At 75.2% G+C, this 17,893-nt stretch carries 19 protein-coding genes; 6 read left to right on the top strand and 13 right to left on the bottom strand.

Annotation, left to right across the window (positions count from 1 at the left end; all coding sequences use genetic code 11):
• The first annotated feature begins 5 nt into the window (after positions 1 to 5).
• The 3 genes from ACFZCF_RS14730 to ACFZCF_RS14720 all read left to right on the top strand — a co-directional run bounded on the left by ACFZCF_RS14730 (position 6) and on the right by ACFZCF_RS14720 (position 2,593).
• Positions 6 to 449: an RrF2 family transcriptional regulator gene (locus ACFZCF_RS14730; protein ID WP_388447957.1), complete on the top strand. Its 444-nt coding sequence runs from the start codon at positions 6 to 8 to the stop codon at positions 447 to 449.
• 87 nt (positions 450 to 536) lie between these two features.
• Complete coding sequence (locus ACFZCF_RS14725) at positions 537 to 1,724, top strand: globin domain-containing protein (RefSeq protein WP_391286759.1); 1,188 nt, start codon at positions 537 to 539, stop codon at positions 1,722 to 1,724.
• A 104-nt stretch (positions 1,725 to 1,828) separates the two neighbouring features.
• Positions 1,829 to 2,593, top strand: a complete 765-nt coding sequence (locus tag ACFZCF_RS14720; RefSeq protein WP_391286758.1) for a rod shape-determining protein MreC — start codon at positions 1,829 to 1,831, stop codon at positions 2,591 to 2,593.
• A gap of 22 nt (positions 2,594 to 2,615) precedes the next feature.
• On the opposite strand, the gene ACFZCF_RS14715 is transcribed toward ACFZCF_RS14720, so the two are convergent.
• The 12 genes from ACFZCF_RS14715 to ACFZCF_RS14660 form a co-directional block, all read right to left on the bottom strand.
• Positions 2,616 to 2,987, bottom strand: a complete 372-nt coding sequence (locus tag ACFZCF_RS14715) for a peptidase inhibitor family I36 protein (RefSeq protein ID WP_391286757.1) — start codon at positions 2,985 to 2,987, stop codon at positions 2,616 to 2,618.
• Entirely contained in the window at positions 2,984 to 3,700 is a 717-nt protein-coding gene (locus ACFZCF_RS14710) for a hypothetical protein (RefSeq protein WP_391286756.1), read from the bottom strand. Before ACFZCF_RS14710 ends, ACFZCF_RS14715 begins: the two co-directional genes overlap by 4 nt.
• Positions 3,701 to 4,112: 412 nt before the next feature.
• Positions 4,113 to 4,898 carry a polysaccharide deacetylase family protein gene (locus ACFZCF_RS14705; RefSeq protein ID WP_391286755.1) on the bottom strand — a complete coding sequence of 262 codons (786 nt, stop codon included), beginning with the start codon at positions 4,896 to 4,898 and terminating at the stop codon, positions 4,113 to 4,115.
• Between the two features lie 344 nt (positions 4,899 to 5,242).
• A complete protein-coding gene (locus ACFZCF_RS14700; protein ID WP_388448180.1) occupies positions 5,243 to 5,617 on the bottom strand; it encodes a hypothetical protein in 375 nt (124 codons plus the stop codon).
• A gap of 83 nt (positions 5,618 to 5,700) precedes the next feature.
• Positions 5,701 to 7,251, bottom strand: a complete 1,551-nt coding sequence (locus ACFZCF_RS14695) for an ATP-dependent DNA ligase (RefSeq protein ID WP_391286754.1) — start codon at positions 7,249 to 7,251, stop codon at positions 5,701 to 5,703.
• 99 nt (positions 7,252 to 7,350) lie between these two features.
• Complete coding sequence (locus tag ACFZCF_RS14690; RefSeq protein WP_391286753.1) at positions 7,351 to 8,493, bottom strand: DUF6397 family protein; 1,143 nt, start codon at positions 8,491 to 8,493, stop codon at positions 7,351 to 7,353.
• Positions 8,494 to 8,625: 132 nt separating this feature from the next.
• Positions 8,626 to 9,030 (bottom strand): roadblock/LC7 domain-containing protein, encoded by a 405-nt coding sequence (locus ACFZCF_RS14685; protein WP_388447973.1) that lies wholly within the window; start codon positions 9,028 to 9,030, stop codon positions 8,626 to 8,628.
• A 247-nt stretch (positions 9,031 to 9,277) separates the two neighbouring features.
• On the bottom strand, positions 9,278 to 9,892 hold the full coding sequence (locus ACFZCF_RS14680; protein WP_391286752.1) for an ATP/GTP-binding protein: 615 nt from the start codon (positions 9,890 to 9,892) through the stop codon (positions 9,278 to 9,280).
• Positions 9,873 to 10,253 carry a DUF742 domain-containing protein gene (locus ACFZCF_RS14675; RefSeq protein ID WP_388447977.1) on the bottom strand — a complete coding sequence of 127 codons (381 nt, stop codon included), beginning with the start codon at positions 10,251 to 10,253 and terminating at the stop codon, positions 9,873 to 9,875. Before ACFZCF_RS14675 ends, ACFZCF_RS14680 begins: the two co-directional genes overlap by 20 nt.
• A 15-nt stretch (positions 10,254 to 10,268) precedes the next feature.
• Positions 10,269 to 10,703: a roadblock/LC7 domain-containing protein gene (locus ACFZCF_RS14670; protein WP_391286751.1), complete on the bottom strand. Its 435-nt coding sequence runs from the start codon at positions 10,701 to 10,703 to the stop codon at positions 10,269 to 10,271.
• Positions 10,700 to 13,783: a nitrate- and nitrite sensing domain-containing protein gene (locus tag ACFZCF_RS14665; protein WP_391286750.1), complete on the bottom strand. Its 3,084-nt coding sequence runs from the start codon at positions 13,781 to 13,783 to the stop codon at positions 10,700 to 10,702. The genes ACFZCF_RS14670 and ACFZCF_RS14665 overlap by 4 nt, the downstream gene beginning before the upstream one ends.
• A 498-nt stretch (positions 13,784 to 14,281) precedes the next feature.
• On the bottom strand, positions 14,282 to 15,118 hold the full coding sequence (locus ACFZCF_RS14660; protein ID WP_391286749.1) for an MHYT domain-containing protein: 837 nt from the start codon (positions 15,116 to 15,118) through the stop codon (positions 14,282 to 14,284).
• A 151-nt stretch (positions 15,119 to 15,269) separates the two neighbouring features.
• Here ACFZCF_RS14660 and ACFZCF_RS14655 point away from each other — a divergent pair, with 151 nt between their 5' ends.
• The 3 genes from ACFZCF_RS14655 (at position 15,270) to ACFZCF_RS14645 (ending at position 17,277) form a co-directional block, all read left to right on the top strand.
• Positions 15,270 to 15,878, top strand: coding sequence for a methyltransferase domain-containing protein (locus ACFZCF_RS14655; RefSeq protein WP_391286748.1), 609 nt, complete (start codon positions 15,270 to 15,272; stop codon positions 15,876 to 15,878).
• 96 nt (positions 15,879 to 15,974) lie between these two features.
• Positions 15,975 to 16,289 (top strand): hypothetical protein, encoded by a 315-nt coding sequence (locus tag ACFZCF_RS14650; RefSeq protein ID WP_391286747.1) that lies wholly within the window; start codon positions 15,975 to 15,977, stop codon positions 16,287 to 16,289.
• Between the two features lie 61 nt (positions 16,290 to 16,350).
• Positions 16,351 to 17,277, top strand: coding sequence for a hypothetical protein (locus ACFZCF_RS14645; RefSeq protein ID WP_391286746.1), 927 nt, complete (start codon positions 16,351 to 16,353; stop codon positions 17,275 to 17,277).
• A 61-nt stretch (positions 17,278 to 17,338) separates the two neighbouring features.
• Here the strand turns inward: ACFZCF_RS14645 and ACFZCF_RS14640 are convergent, their stop codons facing one another.
• Positions 17,339 to 17,884, bottom strand: coding sequence for an MOSC domain-containing protein (locus ACFZCF_RS14640; protein WP_391286745.1), 546 nt, complete (start codon positions 17,882 to 17,884; stop codon positions 17,339 to 17,341).
• Positions 17,885 to 17,893 lie beyond the last annotated feature (9 nt).

The following is a 17,893-nucleotide window of genomic DNA, read 5'->3' as shown; positions in this document are numbered from 1 at the left end:
CGGCCGTGAGGCTGACCAAGTTCACCGACCTGGCCCTGCGTGCCGTGATGCGCCTGGCGGTCACCGAAGACGAGGAACCCGTCACCACGCGCGCGGTGGCGGAGGAACTGGCGGTGCCGCACGCCCACATGGCGAAGGCGGTCACCCGGCTCCAGCACCTCGGCGTGGTGGAGGCGCGCCGCGGCCGCGGGGGCGGACTCGCCCTCACCGACTTCGGCCGGCGCGCATCGGTGGGCTGGCTGACCAGGACGCTGGAGGGCGAGGAGGAGGTCGTCGGCTGCGAGGGCGATCCGCCGTGCCCGCTGCGGGCGGCCTGCCGGCTGCGCGGCGCGCTGCGGGAGGCCCAGGACGCCTTCTACCGGGCTCTCGATCCGCTGACGGTGGCCGATCTCGTGCGGTCGCCGACCGGCCCCGTACTGCTCTCCCTCACCGCGCGGCCGCCTTCCTGACCCCTCACTCCCCCGCCCGTGCGGCTCCCACCGCACGGGCCCCTTCGGTTTTAAATAGGTAGATGATCTACCAGATTAGGAGTTCCGATGCTGTCCGAGCAGGCCGTACCCGTCGCCCGCGCCACCCTGCCCGCCGTCGCCGGGGCGCTCGACCGGATCACCGAGCGCTTCTACGGGCGGCTCTTCGACGCCCACCCCGAGCTGCTGCGCGACCTGTTCAACCGCGGCAACCAGGCCAACGGCGACCAGCGCAAGGCCCTCGCCGGGTCCATAGCCGCCTTCGCCGTCGCGCTCCTGGAGCGTCCGGACACCCGCCCCGACACCCTGCTGTCCCGCATCGCGCACAAGCACGCCTCGCTCGGCGTCACGGCCGACCAGTACAAGATCGTGCACGAACACCTCTTCGCCGCGATCGCCGAGGTGCTCGGCGAGGCCGTCACCCCCGAGGTCGCCCGAGCCTGGGACGAGGTCTACTGGCTGATGGCGAACGCGCTCATCGCCCTGGAGCACCGCCTCTACCAGGAGACCGGCGTCGACGACGGCCAGGTGTGGCGCCCGGTACGGATCTCCGAGCGGCGCGAGGAGACCGCGGACACCGTCTCCCTGACGCTCACCGACCCCGACGGCGAGCCGCTGCCGCCCTTCCGGCCCGGCCAGTACGTGAGCCTCCGCGTCGCCCTCCCCGACGGCGCCCATCAGATCCGCCAGTACAGCCTCTCCAGCGCACCCGGCCGCCCCTCCTGGCGCATCACGGTGAAGCGGGTCGACGGGGACCCGGCGGGCGAGGTCTCGAACCGGCTCCACGCCCACGCGGCCGCCGGAGACGTCCTGGAGGTCTCCGCACCCTTCGGCGACCTGGTGCTGCCCGAGGGCGACGGACCGCTGCTGCTCGCCTCCGCCGGCATCGGCAGCACCCCCATGCTCGCCATGCTCGACCACCTCGCCGCCACCGGGTCCGAGCGCCCGGTCGTCGTCGTGCACGCCGACCGCTCCCCCGAGGCGCACGCCCACGCCGAGGAGCTGCGCGAGCTGGTCGGCCGGTTGCGACGGGGCAGCCTCCACCTCTGGTACGAGGCGCCGGGCGCGTCCGGCGTCCGCGAGGGCCGCGCCGACGTCACCGCCCTGGAGCTCCCGGCCGGTACGCACGCCTACCTCTGCGGCCCGCTCCCCTTCCTGCGCGCGGTCCGCGGCGACCTCGTCGCCTCCGGTGTCGCCGCCGCCGACATCCACTACGAGGTCTTCGGCCCGGACCTCTGGCACGGCACCGCCGCCTGACCTTCGATCCCCAAGCGCCATGGCGTTCCCGCAGCGGATCCTGCATAGTGTGGGCGCGGATCGGCCTCGCAATCAGCGGGGGCGGCAGGGAATGGACGGAAGCGATGGGATCGTACGGAGCGGGTGGCACCCACCTGGACGCGCGGCGGCCGGTACGGGGGATAGCCCTCGACATCGGCAGCTCTCGGACGCGGGCCTGGGCGCCGGGGGCGGGCGTCTACGCGGACGTGCCGAGCACCGCGGTCCGCCGCGGCCGCGTGTCGGACGACTCCGCCCAACTGCTGCTCCTCAAGCGGCTCGCCGCCTCCGCCCCCGGAGCCGAGAGCCACGACACCGTCGTGATGCTGACCCATCCGGTGCTCGCCGCCCCGGCCGAGCGCGAGGCGGCCCGCCGGGTGGTCGCCGGTCTCGGCCCGGTCCGGGTGATCGCCGTGGACAGCGCCCGGGCGGCCGCGGCCTACGCGGCGCCGCCCGGCGGCGGTCCGCTGCTCGTGATCGACCTCGGCGCCCGGCTGACCGAGGTCACGCTCGTCGTGGACGGACAGGTGCAGGACGCGCGGCTCGCCGAGCTCGGCGTCGACGACCTGCCGGCGCACGGCGGGGCGCCGGGCCCGGTGGTTGGCACCGCCGCCGACATGGTGAGCGACATGTGGCGCGAGGACGCCACCGGAGCGGTGCGCGGAGCACTGCGCCGGGGAGTGCTGGTGACCGGCGGCGGCGCGCTGCGGCTCGACGTGACCGCACGGCTCGCCCAGGTGCTGCGGGCCCGGATCCGGCTGGCCAACGACCCGGCGACCAGCGTCGTCCGCGGCGCCGGACTGATGCTCGCCTCCGCGCTGCGGCACCCGGGGGCCCGGCGCACCCCGTGACCGGGGCGCGCCGGGTGCGGCGTCAGCAGCCGGTCGACCAGATGTGGGAGTCGCCGCGGTCGTTGGCCGCGCCGCTGTACCCCACCTCCTGCCCGGGGGCGAGACAGATCGTCATGCCGCCGCCCTGCCAGGCGCTTTCGTAGACCCGCACGTGGTCCTTGATCCCCGGACCGGAGAGGCCGTGGTTGGCCCACGAGGAGTCGGTGTCGGAGATCCAGCTCTCCCACCAGCCGTCGTCCCCGCTCCAGTTGGCCCGCTGGCCGCCGAAGTTCGATTCCTGCCAGACGCAGAAGTGTCCGGAGGGGCATTCGGCGGCGGTGGCGGGGCCGGCGGCGGTGAGCCCGGTGGTGACGGCGAAGAGGGTGGCGGCCGTGGTGGCCAGGAAGCGCTTCACGAGGTGGTCGTGCCTTTCGGTGGTGGGGTGGGCGCGGGCAGCAGGACCGACCGCCGCAGCGCGTCGGCGCGCAACTGCCGGTAGGTGGTGAGCTCGTCGTGGTGCAGGGCGCGCACCTCGGTCAGCTCGGCGCGCTCCAGTCGGGCGCGGGTCTCGTCGAGTCCGGACTCCCGTGCGCAGCGGGCGGACGCGGCGGGGTCGGGACGCTCGGGGCGGGGGCGGCCCGGCGGGGCGACGCACTCGGTCCAGCGGGCGAGGGCTGCCTCGTGGGCGGGGTCGTCGCGGTAACGGGCCTGCGCCTCGGCGCGGAGGTTGTCGACGACCACCTGGGCCCGGAACCAGCGGTGCTGGTCGCCGTAGAGCCGGTCCTTGGCGGCGGCCAGGCAGCCGTCGCTGTGGGCGGTGACGGTGGCGCCGGTGGCGAGCGTCACGGCCAGTTCGCGGGGACCGGCCCCGAACAGAGCGGCCTGGAGGGCCCGGTCCGGTGCGGGGGCGCGCGGTTCGGCGGTGGCCCGGATGCCGCGGTCGGACAGGCAGTCGTCGACGAGTCGGCGCTCGGCCGCCCTGAGGAGCGCGTCCTGCGCGGCGCGCCCGGTCGGCACGGCGGGCGGTCCGGGCCCGTCGGGATGGACGGAGGTGCAGCCGCTGAGCAGCACCAGCCCGGCGGCGGCCAGGAGGGCCCGGCGGGCGAGCGGTGTGGTGGCGAGCGTCATGGGTCCCTCTCGGCGCGGTGCCTGGTCGGCGGGCCGGAGGATGATCGTCGACCGGCCCGACCGATCACTGCCCGTGACGAAGACGAGCATGCCTGCACTCACTCGAACGGGGCGAACGCGCCGTGGCGCGCGCCCCACACACGCCGTGCGCCGGTCGGGCGGCCGAAGACCCGGACATGGCGGAGCCCCGGCTGGACGGGGGGTTCCAGCCGGGGCCACTCACCGTGACGGGGCGAAGGGCGGTCACCTCTGGGGGGGACCTTGGGGACCGGGCCCCTTCGCCGTCACATAAGGGTGAACGGTGAACGATTGCCCCGTGTTCCGGATGAGGTGGGGTGAACGGTGTGAGTCGGGTCACCCCGTGACGCCGCGCTCCTCCCTACCCGCGCCGGCCCGGGCTGGGGGCCTCCGGTCAGTCCTTCTCGGGCCGGTAGACGGCTCCGGCACGAGCGGTGCCGGGGGCGAGGAGCTCCGGGACGGTGACGAAGGTGTAGCCGCGGTTCTGGAGCTCGTCGATGATCCCGGGGACGGCGGGGACGGTGCCGTCGTATATGTCGTGGAGCAGGATGATGCCGTCACGGTGCGCCTGGTCGAGGACGCGCTTCCGTATCAGGGCGGAGTCGGTCGTGGAGTAGTCCTTGGCGGTGATGCTCCAGAGGATCTGCGCGAGGCCGAGCTCCCGGCTGACGTCCTCGACCGTGGAGTCGGTGCGGCCCTGGGGCGGACGCATCAGGACCGGCTTGCGGCCGGTGATCCGCTCGACGGCGTCCTGGGTGCGGGACAGCTCCTCGCGCACCTCGTTCTCGTCGAGGTCGGTGAGGATGTGATGCGACCAGGTGTGGTTGGCGACCTCGTGGCCCTCGTCCGCGATCCGCTTGACGACCTTCGGATAGCGGTCGACGTGCTTGTGGCCGAGGAGGAAGAAGGTGGCGGGGACCCGCTTCTCCTTGAGGACGTCGAGGAGGTGCGGGGTGTCCTTGCCCGGCCCGGCGTCGAAGGTGAGCGCGATGCACTTCGCCTGCGTGCAGTCGACCCTGCGGGAGGCCGTGCCCGCCTTGCCGTCGTCGCCCGCCTCGGCCCGCGCGTCCTGCGGTGTGAGCGGGTCGACCCCGCAGCCGCCGAGCGTGAGCATGAGCGCGGCGGCTGCGACGATGGCGGCGGCCCTCCCACCGCGACGGCCCTGGCTGGATCGGAACATGGTGGTACCCGCTTTCCCCGGTTTCGTGTGCGACGCGGCCCCTCCCTCCCGCGCCTGGTCAGGACGCGGGAACCACAAGGCCGTCGTGAACTCTACACACGGTGTATACCGGGGTCGGGAGGGGGGTCTCCTTCCCCTCCTCGCCCCCCCCCGCCCTTCCTCGCCCCCTCCCGCCGCCTCCCTCCCGCTCCCTACCTGGGCATGACTCCGCCCCGGACGGAGCCCGTCCGCTCCGTCCGGGGAGTCGAGGTGTCGGGAGGCCCGCAGTGTCCGGGGTGTCCCGGTGTCAGGAATGCCCGGGGTGCCGTCCCGGGCGTCTGGGACGTCCGGGACCCACGGGTGGCTCAGCGGGAGGCGAGGAGCAGACGCGCCTCGGTCTCCTGGTCGCCCGAGACCGCCTGGCGGGACTCGACGCCGAACTCGGCGGCGAGCACCTTCTCGACCTCGGCGACGGCGTGGTAACCGCCGGTGAGGACGGCGGCCACCTTCCCGTCCAGGGCAGGGGGAGGCATGGCCTCGCGCCGGCCGCCGGAGGTGTCGAAGGTGGCCATCCAGACGGTGGCGGCCGGTCCGGACTCCGCCGGGGAGGCGGGTTCCACGTCCTCCAGCCGGTAATAGCGGTCGAGGACGTCGAAGACCGCCCGGGCGTCCGCCCGGGCACAGTCGCTCAGCTGGACGTTGACGTCGGTGTCGATGTGCAAGTCGTACACGTCGCTCATCTCCTCGCGGCCCACACGGTGCCACCTCTCCAGCATCCCCCTCCCCCGCGCTCACGTCGACGGCTCGCGTCCGGGGGCCGCCGTCACCCCTCGCCCAGGAGGGCGTCGACGGTGTCGGCCTCGGCCGCGGGTTTGTCCGGGCGGTGACGCAGGACGCGGGCGAAACGGAGGGTGATGCCGGCGGGGTAGCGGGTGGAACGCTGAAGGCCGTCGTAGGCGATCTCCACCACCAGTTCCGGCCTGACCCTCACCGTGTAGCCGTCGTCCTCGACGGACAGTTCCGCGAGCCGGTCCGTCTGCCAGCGGAGCATGGCGTCCGTGAGGCCCTTGAACGTCTTTCCCACCATCACGAACCCGCTGCCGTCGGCCGCGCGTGCGCCGAGGTGGAGGTTGGAGAGGTAGCCGGTGCGGCGCCCATGGCCCCGTTCGGCGGCGAGGACCACGAGGTCGACGGTGTGCACGGGCTTCACCTTGAGCCAGGTCCGACCGCGCCGTCCGGCCACGTACGGCGCGTCGAGGCCCTTGACCATGACGCCTTCGTGCCCTCGGGCCAGGGTGTCGGCGAAGAACCGCTGGGCCGCCTCCCGCCCCGCCGGGTCCTCGGGGTCGGCGATCTCCAGGCGCCGCACCCGGCGGTCCTCGGGCAGCAGCCGGACCAGGACCGCGTTCCGCTCCCGCCCGGGCCGGTCGACGAGGGCTTCGCCGTCGGCGGCGAGGACGTCGAAGAAGACGGGGGTCAGGGGGAGCGCCGCCTGGGCGCCGGTGACGTCGGCGCGCGAACCGACCCGCCCGGCGATGGACTGGAACGCCGCCGGCCGGCCGCTGCCGGGATCGAGGGCGATCACCTCGCCGTCCAGGATGAACGACTCCGACGGCACCTCGCGGGCGACGGCCACGACCTCGGGCAGGCGGGCGGTGATGTCGTCCAGCGAACGGGTGTGGACCCGCACCTCCTCCCCCTCCCGGTGCACCTGGATCCGGATGCCGTCCAGCTTCTCCTCCACCACGCACGGCCCCAGCGCCTCCACCGCCTCGACGACGGAGGCGGCCGTATGCGCGAGCATCGGCTGCACGGGCCGCCCGACCCGCAGCGTGAACCGGTCCAGCGCGGCGCGCCCCTCCGCGAGGACCGCCTGGGCCACCGGCGGCAGCGACCCCTCCAGCATCACCGCCCGCCGCAGCTCGGTGGCGGGCACCGCGGCGGCCTTCGCGACGCCCTCCAGCGCCACGGCGTCCAGCGCCCCCTGCCGCACCTCCCCCGAGAGCAGCCGCACCAGCAGCTCCTGTTCCTCCGCGGTCGCCGCCGCGCACAACTCCCGCACCCTGCGGGTCCGTTCCGCCTGCGCCCCCGGGCCCGCGACGGCCGCGAGCTCGTCCATCGCGGCATCCACGCCGGCCAGCGTCAGGGCGGGCACGGCCGCCGGCGGAACGGCGGGCGGGACGACGTCCTTGAGCGTGCTCCAGCCGACCCCGATCCGACCCTGGGGCAGCCGCCCCGAAAGGTAGGCGATGACGAGCGGACTCTCCTCGGGCGTGGCCTCCGCGAACAGTTCGGCAAGCAGCGCGATCTTCCGCGACCGCGCCGGAACGGCGGCGACCGCCCGGGAGACCTCCGCGACACGAGCCAGCAACATCCCCCCATCCTCTCCGCCCACCCCCACACGCGCACCCGCACCCGCACCCACCGAAGCCGGTGCCGGTGCGGCCGGTGCCGGCACCGTCGCCCTCGACCGTCAGCTCCAGTCCCGGCCCTGGCCCCACCCCCCGCCCGCCGTCCTCCCGCCCGGGAGGGCCCGGCGGATCCGGCCGAGCAAGCCCGGGCGTCGGGGACCCGACGCGCGGCCCGAGGGGGCGGTGCCCCGGTCGGCGCCCGGGCGGTGGGGCGCGCGCCGAGCCGGACGGGCCGCACGCCTGGCCACCTGCTCCGCTTCCGCTCTCCCCGTCGCTTCCGTCACCGGCGGGGCCGCGGGCTTCGCGAGCGGCTCCGGCCGCTGTTCGGCCTCCGGGTCCTGACCTGGTCGTCGGCGGTCGCCCGGGGAAGGTGCCTGGCGGGCGGCGCGGGCCTCGTCCAGGGCGAGGGCGAGGCTGATCCGGTGCCAGAGGATCTCGTCCGGGTCGTCGGCGCGGACGAGGCGGACGGCGGTCTCGTGGGACGCGCCCGCGACCGGGAAGCCCGGCGGCGGTGATGGGCGCAGCCGGTCGAGGTAGGAGCGCTCATAGGGGTCGTCGACGACCTCCGCGACCTGGACCGGGTCGAGCAGGGAGGCGATCGCCGCCGCGCGGGCCCAGGGGTCGTCGGTGCCGCGGAGGAGGAGGGACAGGTGCCGGGAGCGCCAGTTCCTGGCCCGCAGGTCCTCGCCGACGGCCTCCCGCTCGCGGACCTCGGCGGGAAGCCGGCCTTTGAGCAGTCCGGGGTTCGCCTCGCCGAAGGCGGTGACCTCGGCCGCCAGGTACAGCCAGGTCACCGCCCGGTAGCGGTTGAGGTAGAAGCGGACCGGGCTCAGGTGGCCGGTGCGGGCCAGCCGGTTGAAGCGGTCGTAGGCGATGGAGAGGAGCCCGGCGGCCTCTGCCGCGCCCACGGCCCGCACCCGGTCCCGTAGACCGCCGGGGAAGTCCGGCGCCGACTTGAGCCGGTCGAGCTCGGCGCGCGCGACCCGGCGCCGCTCGGGCGACCGGTCCTGGTGCGCTCCCCGCGGGTCCGGGACCGTCACCGGATCCGGGAGCGTCCTGATCAGACCCATCCGGACGGCGAGCCGGAACTCGTCGCGCTTCAGCTCCAGCTCTTCCGCCGCTCGGCCGGGCGCCACCGCCCCCGGCCGGGCCGCCGTGCCCGTGCCCGTCCCGGTCCCCGCCTGTGTCGTCCCGTCCACCGTCATGACGTCCGCCGCCTCCCCGCTCGCTCGCGCCGGCCCGATGGCCGGGCCGGGTTCAGCCGAACCCGACACCCACGAATGTAACGGAGAGTGACGATGCGTGTGCCACCTGTGGACAGTCCCCTGTGGAAAACGTCAGAAGGTCGGCCCGCCGGGCTGCCGCGCCGCGACACCCAGGTGCTCGCCGACCCGGTTGACCAGCAGCGTCATCTCGTACGCGACCTGGCCCACGTCGGCCTCTGCGTCGCTGAGCACGCACAAGCAGCTGCCTTCGCCCGCCGCCGTGACGAACAGCAGCGCCTCGTCGAACTCCACCATCGTCTGGCGGGGCCTGCCGGCCCGGAAGTGCCGACCGGAGCCGCGCGCGAGGCTGTGCAGGCCCGAGGAGACGGCGGCCAGGTGCTCGGCGTCCTCCCGCGCGAGTTCGCTGCTCGCGCCCGTCACCAGGCCGTCGTTCGACAGCACCAGCGCGTGCCGTATGGGCCCGACCCGCCGGGTCAGATCGTCCAGGAGCCAGTCGAGCCCCTTGTCCAGCGCCATGCGGTGTCCTCCCCCTCTTCGGTGCGGTCGCGCCGACCGGGCCCCGTGCCCGCGTGCGCCGAACGGACCGCGTGTCGCGGCAAGCCTTACGCACTGTCGTGGACAGGGCAAGCACCCCGATCCGCCCGGGTGTGCCGTCGTACGCCCGCATCGTGCCGTCCCGGGGCCTCGGGGACCGTCGTCGTCCTGCCCGCGGGCCACCCTCGTCCCGCCCGGGCGGCCGCCCTCGTCCGGCGCGACCGCCCGTTCACCCGACCGTGTCGAGGAGCCGGGCGGTGTGCATCCGCCCGGCGTACTCGACGACGCGGACGAGGACCTCCTTGCCGGAGTCCCGGTCGCGCGCGTCGCACAGCAGCACCGGTGTGCCGAGGTCCAGGTCGAGGGCGCGGGACACCTCCCGCGCCCCGTAGGAGCGGGCGCCCTCGAAGCAGTTGACGGCCACCACGAACGGAATCTTCCGGTGCTCGAAGTAGTCGACCGCCGGGAAGCAGTCCTCCAGGCGGCGGGTGTCCGCGAGGACGACCGCGCCCAAGGCGCCCTGCGCGAGCTCGTCCCAGAGGAACCAGAAGCGGTCCTGTCCTGGAGTGCCGAAGAGGTAGAGCGAGAGGCCCGCGCGGATCGTGATCCGACCGAAGTCCATGGCCACGGTCGTGGTGGTCTTCCGGTCCACTCCCCCGGTGTCGTCGACGAGTTCGCCCGCACGGCTGAGGCGCTCCTCGGTGCGCAGGGGCCGGATCTCGCTGACCGACCCGACCAGGGTGGTCTTGCCGACGCCGAAGCCGCCGGCGACGAGGATCTTCAGGGCGAGAGCGGTGTCGGCGCTACCGTCCGCGCCAGAGCTGTCAGAGCGCTCGTAGGCCATCGATCACTTCTCTCAGGATGCGTTCGTCGGGGAGTTGCGCGGGCGGTACGGGCCGGCTGACCCGTACGAAGCCCGATTCGAGGAGGTCGCCGAGGAGGACTCGGACGACGCCCACGGGGAGGTCGGCGTCGGCGGCCAGTTCGGCCACCGACTGGGTCTCGGCCCGGCAGAGGGAGAGCAGGGCGCGGTGTTCGGGGCCGAGCAGGTCCTCCTCGGCCCGGCCCGGCGGGTCGTCGTCGACGACGACCAGGGCGATGAGGTCGAACCGGACGTTGCTGGGGCCGGGTTTGGTGCGTCCGCCGGTCATCGCGTACGGCCGGACGATCGGTCCGGCGTCGGCGTCGTACCACTGGCTGGTCACGGGGTGGTTCTCCGGTCAGCCGGCGGCCGGTGGGGTCGCGGCGAGCCGCGGCGGGGTGTGCAGGTGCTCGCCGACCCGCTTGACGAGCCGGGCCATCTCGTAGGCGATGAGGCCGATGTCGGCGCTGACGGAGCTGAGGACGGCCAGGCAGGAGCCGTCGCCGGCGGCGGCGACGAAGAGGAAGCCGTCGTCCATCTCGACCATGGTCTGGCGCACCCCGCCGGTGTGGAACTGGCGTCCGGCGCCCTTGGCGAGGCTGTGGAAGCCGGAGGCGATGGCGGCGAGGTGCTCCGCGTCCTCCCTGCTGAGCCCGCTGGACGCGCCGACCGGCAGGCCGTCGCCGGAGAGCACCACGGTGTGCCGGACCTCGCGGACCCGGGTGACCAGATCGTCGAGGAGCCAGTCGAGTTCGCCGGAGCGGTGGTGGGAGACCCTCTCGTGGTCGATCATGCGTCGTCTCCTTCGGGTCGGGGGGCCTGGGGCGGGGTGGGGCGGGCGCCGAAGTACGGGCCGAGGTCGGTACGCGCGCGTGCGTCACGGCGTGGGTCGCGCGAGCCGTGCGGTTCGCCCGGGGCGGTCCGCGGGGCCGTGGGCGTGGACGTCGGCGCCGTGAGCCTCGGTGTCGTCGAGGCCGTGGGCGGCGGGGGCGTAGGGGTCGGGATCGGGGCTGTAGGCGGCGGGAGCGCGACTGCGGGCAGCGGTGTCTGGGTCGTGGGCAGGGAGATCGGGGCCGCCCGCTCGGAGTCCCCGTGCGGGCGTGCGCCCGGGGGCGTGCCGGCGTCCGCGGCGGAGTGCGCCGCCCCGGCAGAGTGGGCGGCCCCGGCGGAGTGGGCGGCCCCGGCGGAGTGGACGGCCCCGGCGGAGTGGACGGCCCCGGCGGAGTGGGCGGTCCCGGCGGAGTGGGCGGCTCCGGCGGGAGTCTCCGCCCAGGTGCCCGTCGTCGGGGAGCCGGCGCCGTGCGGGCGCCGGGTGCCCGGGGCGGGGCCGCCACCGCGCTGCCAGCCGTCGCGGTAGGCGGCCATCCGGTCGCGCACCCGCTCAGGCGTGCGCTCCGGGGCGCCGGCGACGGCCGGCGCGGGCAGCGGATCGGGTGCGGGCGTCTGGCGCAGTTGCGGAACGAGGCTCGCCTGGCGGATACGGCGGGGCAGTCCGTCGTCGCCGTCCGAGGCGCCGGGGCCGGCGGGCGGGTTCGGGTCCGTCGCCGTCCCTGACGCCGACGGCGGGGGTACGGCGGTGTGGCCGCGGGGGCGCAGGGGGGTCACCCCGGGCGGTACGGACGCCGGGACGGCGGTCGGCGCGGTCTCGGGTGTCGGACGGAGCGCGGGCACGGCGGTGGGGCGCGGCAGGACGCTCGGCGTCGTCGACCGGGTTCGGTCCGAGGTGCGTTCGGGGGCGGGGCGCGGCGGGGTGGCGGAGGTCGGCGGCACCGTCCCGGGCGCGGTCCGGCCGGGCGGGGCGGCTGCGGTGCCGGGCGCGGCGGCGGTCTGTGTGCCGGTGTCCGCCCCGGGGGTACGGGGGTCGGCCGGCGGACGGGCGAAGCGGCGGGCCTCCGCGCGGTGGGCCTCCTCGCGCTCCCGGGCGGGGCGTCCGTCGACGCGGGACGCCGTGTCCCGGGGCGCTCCGGCAACGGGCTCTGTGCCCTCGCCGGCCTCCGGGGCGCCTTGGAGAAGGCCGGTGGGAAGGAGGACCACGGCGGTGGTGCCGCCGTACGGGGAAGGCCTCAGGTGCACCTTGATCGCGTGCCGGGCGGAGAGCCTGCTGACGACGAAGAGGCCGAGGCGGTCGCTGTCGAAGAGATCGAGGGCCTCGGAGCGGTCGATGCGGGCGTTGGCCTCGGCGAGGCTCTCCTTGCCCATGCCGAGTCCCCGGTCCTCGATCTCCAGGGCGTAGCCGTTCCCGACGGGCTCACCGCTGAGCCGCACCTTGGTGTGGGGCGGGGAGAACTGGGCGGCGTTCTCGACGAGTTCGGCCAGGAGGTGGGTGAGGTCGGCGACGGCGGCGCCCGCGACGGCGGTCTCGGGGAGCCGGCGCACCTCCACGCGCGCGTAGTCCTCGATCTCGGAGACGGCGGCGCGGACGACGTCGGTCAGGGGTACCGGCATCCGCCAGGCGCGGCCCGGCGCGGCGCCCGAGAGGATGATCAGGCTCTCGGCGTGGCGGCGCATCCGGGTCGTGAGGTGGTCGAGCCGGAAGAGGTCGCCGAGCTCGCCGGGGTCGTCGGCGCGCCGCTCCATACTGTCCAGGAGGTTGAGCTGGCGGTGGACGAGGACCTGGCTGCGGCGGGCGAGGTTGACGAAGACCCCGGCGATGCCATTGGCCAGTTCGGCGCGTTCGACGGCGGCGGAGAGGGCGGCCCGGTGGACTGTGGTGAGGGCTTCGCCGACCTGGCCGATCTCGTCCTGGGGCGGTGGGCCCGGAGGGGCCTCGGCGTGGACGTCGATCTCCTCTCCCGCGCGCAGCCTGCCCATGGCGGCCGGGAGTTTGCCGCGGGCGATGCCGAGTGCGGTGTTGCGGAGGCCGACGAGCTCGACGACGAGCCCGCGGCCGATGCGTACCGAGATGACGAGGGAGGCGGCGACGGCGAGCAGTCCTAGCACGACGGCCGCGCCCGAGGGGCTGAGGACGCCGCCCGCGAACGGGTCGGTGGACTCTGCGGCGGCGGCCCGCGCCTCGTTCGCGACGGTGGCGAGCCCGGCGCGTACGGCGGCGACGGCGGCGTCCCACTCCGCGGAGGGCGCGGCCTGGGCGGCGGGCCGGCCGTCGGCGGCGCCGGCCACCCGGTCCTCGGCCGCGGTGAGGCGCGCGTGGTCGGGGCTCCGGGCCAGCCGTGACCAGGCGGTCCGGCCGGCCGGGGGCAGGTCGGTGGTGGCCGAGGCGAGGAGGGTCCGCCGGGTCTCGGCCGCGCCGGCGAAGGCACGCTGGTGGGCGGCGGTCAGCCGGCCGGTGAGGTGGGCGGAGGTGAGGAGGGCGTCCTCGCGGGAGAGCATCTCGTCGGCACGGGCGAGTTCGAGGAGCACGCGCGCGTGGGAGCCCCGGCCGGCGTCCTGGATGCCGGTGAGGGCGCCGTTGACGGCGAAGCCCGCCGAGACGGCGGCGGTGTAGGCGTCGCGGACGCGGTCCCCCTCGCCGCGGCCCTCGACGACGGCGGCCCGGAGCCGGGCGAGGCTTTCCGCCTCGCCGACGAACGCGGCGAGGCGGTCGGATACGTCGGCGGGCAGGTCGCCGGAGTCGCCGACGGTGTGACCGTCGCCGAGTCGCAGCCGGGCGACGGCCTCGTCGGTGCGGCGGATCCGGTCGTCCAGCTCGGCGGTCCGGTCCGTGCCGGGGGCGGCCAGCTGCCGGACGGCGGCCCGGCGTTCGTCCTGGAGGGCGGCGACGGCCGCGGACACGGGCTGCCGGATGTCGGCGTCGACGCGCTGGAGCTGGCGGAGCCGGGCCATGTCCTGGGCGGTGGTGACGGTGGCGAAGCCCCAGAGGGCGAGCAGGGAGACGACCGGGACCATGAGCAGCGAGACGATCTTCGCGCGCACGGTTCGGGGCCGTAGCCCTCCGCGGCGGTTCCCGGCACCGGAAGCGTTCACGGCGGGGGCGGCGGGAGCGAGAGCGGCCTCGGGAGCGGGAACGGGGGCGGGGGCGGCCCCGGGAACCGTCGCTCCGTCGTCCTTCCCCGGCCCCGGCGGGACGGCGGCCGGACGTGGCTCCGGTTCGTCGGCGGGCGGCCCGGCGTGCGCGCGCCGCCCGCGTGCGGTCGCCGCAGGCGCGGGCGCCGCGGCGTCCTGGTTCTTGCGGGGAGTACGCATGGGCTCCTCGTTCCGGCAGTACTACGGCTGGGCTGGGGGTGGCGAAGGCGGCGGGCGGGTGCACGCGCGCGTGCGAGAGGCGAGGGGTCAGGAGGTCCGCGCCGCGAGACCCGGGGTACGAATCCCGAGGCGCGAGGCCGGGGGCGCGAAGCCCGCGGCCCCCAGGCCCCAGGCCCGAGGCACGAGGCGCCACGCCCCAGCCCCGAGGCACGCCGAGTGGCGCGGACTTCAGGGAGAGGGCGTCCGCAACGGGTCGCGCCCGGCGCGGAAGCCGGCCGGGGCCACGTCCACGGCGTGCTCGTCCGGTTCGGTGAGGCGTTCGGCGGAGGCGTACGCGGCGCGTTCCCCGGCGGTCGGAGAGAGCGCGACGAACGCGGAGGTGATGAACAGGTACGAACCGAGGCCGACGGCCAGCGGGAAGATGAACTGCATGACGGTGGCACCGGGGAGGTCCGCGGAGGAGGGGACGACCTCGACGCTCACCGCGGACATCCCCGTGTAGTGCATGCTGCTGACGGCCGCTCCCATGACGAGCGAGGCGACCGCCACCGCGATCGGCGCGTGGATGTGGAGGGCCGCCCAGAGCGCGGCGGTCGCGGCGACGACCGCGATGAGGACCGAGAGGGCGACGAGCACGGGGTCGTAGTGGACGGTGCCGTGGAGGCGGAGCGCGGCCATGCCCATGTAGTGCATGCTGGCCACGCCGATCCCGGTGGTCAGTCCGCCGATCAGCAGCGATCTGCCCCTGAGGTGCCCGTGGCCGACGGCGAACAGCCCGACTCCCACCACGCCCATCGCGATGACGAGGCTGAGGCTCGTGAGCGGCACGTCGAAGCGGATGTCGGTGCCGGTGACACCGAAGCCGAGCATGGCCACGAAGTGCATGGTCCAGATGCCGGTGCCGATCGCGGAGGCGGCGGTGAGCAGCCAGTTCCGTCGCGAACGGCCGGTCGCGTCGAGTGCGCGCACGGTGCAGCGCAGCCCGAGGGCGGCGCCGATGCAGGCCATCGCGTACGACAGCAGAGGTGTGAGCCAACCGAAGGTGGCGTGGTCCAGGTGTCCCATGGCTCGGGGACGCTAGTGCGCGCCGGGGGGCGCATCGGGGGCGCATTTCGAAAGCTGTTGGAATATGACGCAGAGAAGTTCCAGATCGATCGGGCGAGGCTCGAACGTGCGCACAGAACGCTCACACTCACGGGTGGGCGATCATGGCTGCATGAGCGATGACCCCACAGATGTCCGAGCGTTTTTCGCCAGCCGCGCGGCCGACTGGGACCGCCGCTTCCCCGGCGACGGGCCCGCCTACGCCGCCGCCGTGGCCGATATGGGGCTGCGCCCCGGGGACGCCGTGCTCGACGCGGGCTGCGGCACCGGCCGCGCGCTGCCGCCGCTGCGTACCGCCGTGGGGCCGTCGGGCACCGTGCTCGGCGCCGACCTCACCCCGGAGATGCTGGCCGAGGCGGTACGGAGCGGGCGACGGGGCCCGGACGGCGCCTCCGCCCTGCTCCTCGCCGACGTCGGCCGGCTGCCGTTGCGGGACGGCGCACTCGACGCCGTCTTCGGCGCCGGGCTCGTCTCCCACCTCGCGGATCCCGTCTCCGGCCTGCGCGAACTCGCCCGCGTGGTGCGGCCCGGAGGGCGCCTCGCCCTCTTCCACCCCATCGGCCGCGCCGCCCTCGCGGCCCGCCACGGCCGGCAGCTCACCCCGGACGACCTGCGGGCCGAACCCCGCCTGCGCCCCGTACTCGCCGAGGCCGGCTGGCGGCTCGACTCCTACGTGGACGAGGAAACCCGCTACCTCGCCCTGGCGGTACGGGAGGCCTGACGGCCTGACGGGTCCTCAACGCCCCCTTCTGTCCCGGCACTTCACTGTCTACCGTGGACGTGCCGGGCAGTCGCGCCCGGGGAAAGGCGGCAGGCCGTGGCACGGATAGCGGAACGCATGCGCAAGCTCCTCCCCTCCACCCGACGCGCGTCCCGGGACGGGGCCGCCCCTCCCCCGGCCCGCTCCGGACGCCAGGGCCGCAACCTCTTCGAGGCCGCGGCGGTGTACGTGGCCGCCTGCGCCGAGGACGACCAGGAACGGATGGACGAGGCCTCGACCTGGGTCTCGCCCGGCCAGCTCAGCTTCGGCGCCAACGAGCTGGCGGGCCGCGCCCTGCTCACCCTCGCCCGCGAGCGCAACCAGACCCCCGAGACCGTCGCCCGGGCGCTGCTCGGGATCAAGGAGCGCTGAGGCTCACACCCGGAAGGCGCTCGACGCGCGCATTACTCGGTAGTAGGGTGCGCCGAATCCGATGGCGGGGCGAGTGAGGGAGCGTGTGGTGGCGGCTACGGAACCGGGGGCGGGCGACGACGCGCTGTACGTGCTGACCGCGTGCCTGCTGACGCCCGCGCGCTTCCCGAGCGTGCTCGGCGACGACTATCCGGCGGCGTGCGCGGCGCTCGGCCTCGAACCGTACGAGGAGGGGTACGGGCTGATCTTCGGCCAGGACGGGCTCGGCGCGCGCTGGACGGTCGTCATCGACGACGTCTCGCTCGTCGCGGTGGCCATCGCCTCCTGGGACTGCGGCATGGCCTACGACCTGTCCCCCGACGAGGACTCGGTCGTCGCCGGGCTGCCCGGCTGGCCGCTGCCCGTCGCCACCAAGGCCCCCGGCCTCCCGGACCCGCACGATCCCGAGCCGGAAGAGGGCGACCCCGCCCCGCTGGCGCCCCCCGCCGAGGACGCCTGGACGCCCGCCCACCGACGGCTCGGCGCGGACGAGGTGGCGCTGCACTGGAACCTCTGGCGGGAGCAGATCGGTCCCCGAACGGCGGCCGGGCAGTCGCCAGCGGCCTCCGCCCCGTCGCCCGCCGCGGAGGCGGAACCCGCGCCCGCACCCTCCGAGGGGGTCGCGCCCGCACCCTCCGAGGGCGTCGCGCCCGCTCCTTCCCAAGGCTCCGCGCCCGATCCGTACGCCGGTGTGCGCCGGGCCATGGACGAACTGAGCGGCTATCTGGAGTCGCCGCCGCCGGTGGGCCGGGTGCGGTCCGACGCGACCGGCGAGGGCGTGCGGACGCTCCGCGCCGACGGTCCCGGCTGGTCGCTGGTGGCCCGCACCGACGACATGGCCTTCTTCCTGCTCGACGAGCTTCCCCACGAGGTGCTTCCGGTGGCGCCCGGCCCCCGGCTCCCCGCGCTGCTCGACGGGCTCGACGCCATCGCCGTACGGCCCTCCTGAGTCACCTCTCCGCACGCCCTTCCGGAGGCACCCGTCCCGCCGGCTCCGGAGGGGGCGGGCGTCAGACGCGCTCCAGCGGGCGGTGCGGCTCGGCGGGCAGCTCGACGCGGATGGGGTCGCCGGGACGCACCTCGCCGCCGGTCAGGACGATTCCCATGATGCCCGCCTTGCGGACGAGCGCGCCGTCGGCGTCGCGACCGACGACCTGCTTGAGCAGTCCGTGACGGAAGCCGTCGATCTGGGCGCAGGGGTTGCGCAGCCCGGTGACCTCGACGACGGCCTCCGCCCCGAGGTGGAGGCGGGTGCCGGTGGGCAGGGCCAGCAGGTCCACGCCGCGGGTGGTGACGTTCTCGCCGAGGTCCCCGGGGGTCACCGCGAAGCCGGCTTCGGCGACCTCGTCGAAGAGTTCGGCGTGGATGAGGTGGACCTGGCGGAGGTTCGGCCGGGTCGGGTCCTGGGCTACGCGCGACCGGTGCCTGACCGTGACGCCGGCGTGGACGTCGCCGTCCACGCCCAGCCCGGCGAGGAGCGTGATGCTCTCGCGGTTGGGCTTGGTGAAGGAGTAGGTGCCGTTGCTGCTGACCGCGGTGACGGTGCCGTCGTCCATGTGCGACCC

It is taken from the genome of Streptomyces sp. NPDC007945, from assembly GCF_042958885.1.
In the GTDB taxonomy this organism is placed as follows: domain Bacteria; phylum Actinomycetota; class Actinomycetes; order Streptomycetales; family Streptomycetaceae; genus Streptomyces.
Note: the sequence above shows the minus strand (reverse complement) of the source record. Positions and strands in the feature narration are given on the sequence as shown.

Excerpts from the sequence above, each read along its gene's own strand:
- ACFZCF_RS14645 (WP_391286746.1), top strand. The coding sequence starts at position 16,351 with ATGGCGGGGCGAGTGAGGGAGCGTGTGGTGGCGGCTACGGAACCGGGG.
- ACFZCF_RS14680 (WP_391286752.1), bottom strand. The coding sequence starts at position 9,892 with ATGGCCTACGAGCGCTCTGACAGCTCTGGCGCGGACGGTAGCGCCGAC.
- ACFZCF_RS14700 (WP_388448180.1), bottom strand. The coding sequence starts at position 5,617 with ATGAGCGACGTGTACGACTTGCACATCGACACCGACGTCAACGTCCAG.
- ACFZCF_RS14695 (WP_391286754.1), bottom strand. The coding sequence starts at position 7,251 with ATGTTGCTGGCTCGTGTCGCGGAGGTCTCCCGGGCGGTCGCCGCCGTT.
- ACFZCF_RS14720 (WP_391286758.1), top strand. The coding sequence starts at position 1,829 with ATGGGATCGTACGGAGCGGGTGGCACCCACCTGGACGCGCGGCGGCCG.
- ACFZCF_RS14710 (WP_391286756.1), bottom strand. The coding sequence starts at position 3,700 with ATGACGCTCGCCACCACACCGCTCGCCCGCCGGGCCCTCCTGGCCGCC.
- ACFZCF_RS14660 (WP_391286749.1), bottom strand. The coding sequence starts at position 15,118 with ATGGGACACCTGGACCACGCCACCTTCGGTTGGCTCACACCTCTGCTG.
- ACFZCF_RS14640 (WP_391286745.1), bottom strand. The coding sequence starts at position 17,884 with ATGGACGACGGCACCGTCACCGCGGTCAGCAGCAACGGCACCTACTCC.
- ACFZCF_RS14655 (WP_391286748.1), top strand. The coding sequence starts at position 15,270 with ATGAGCGATGACCCCACAGATGTCCGAGCGTTTTTCGCCAGCCGCGCG.
- ACFZCF_RS14690 (WP_391286753.1), bottom strand. The coding sequence starts at position 8,493 with ATGACGGTGGACGGGACGACACAGGCGGGGACCGGGACGGGCACGGGC.
- ACFZCF_RS14705 (WP_391286755.1), bottom strand. The coding sequence starts at position 4,898 with ATGTTCCGATCCAGCCAGGGCCGTCGCGGTGGGAGGGCCGCCGCCATC.
- ACFZCF_RS14725 (WP_391286759.1), top strand. The coding sequence starts at position 537 with ATGCTGTCCGAGCAGGCCGTACCCGTCGCCCGCGCCACCCTGCCCGCC.
- ACFZCF_RS14685 (WP_388447973.1), bottom strand. The coding sequence starts at position 9,030 with ATGGCGCTGGACAAGGGGCTCGACTGGCTCCTGGACGATCTGACCCGG.
- ACFZCF_RS14670 (WP_391286751.1), bottom strand. The coding sequence starts at position 10,703 with ATGATCGACCACGAGAGGGTCTCCCACCACCGCTCCGGCGAACTCGAC.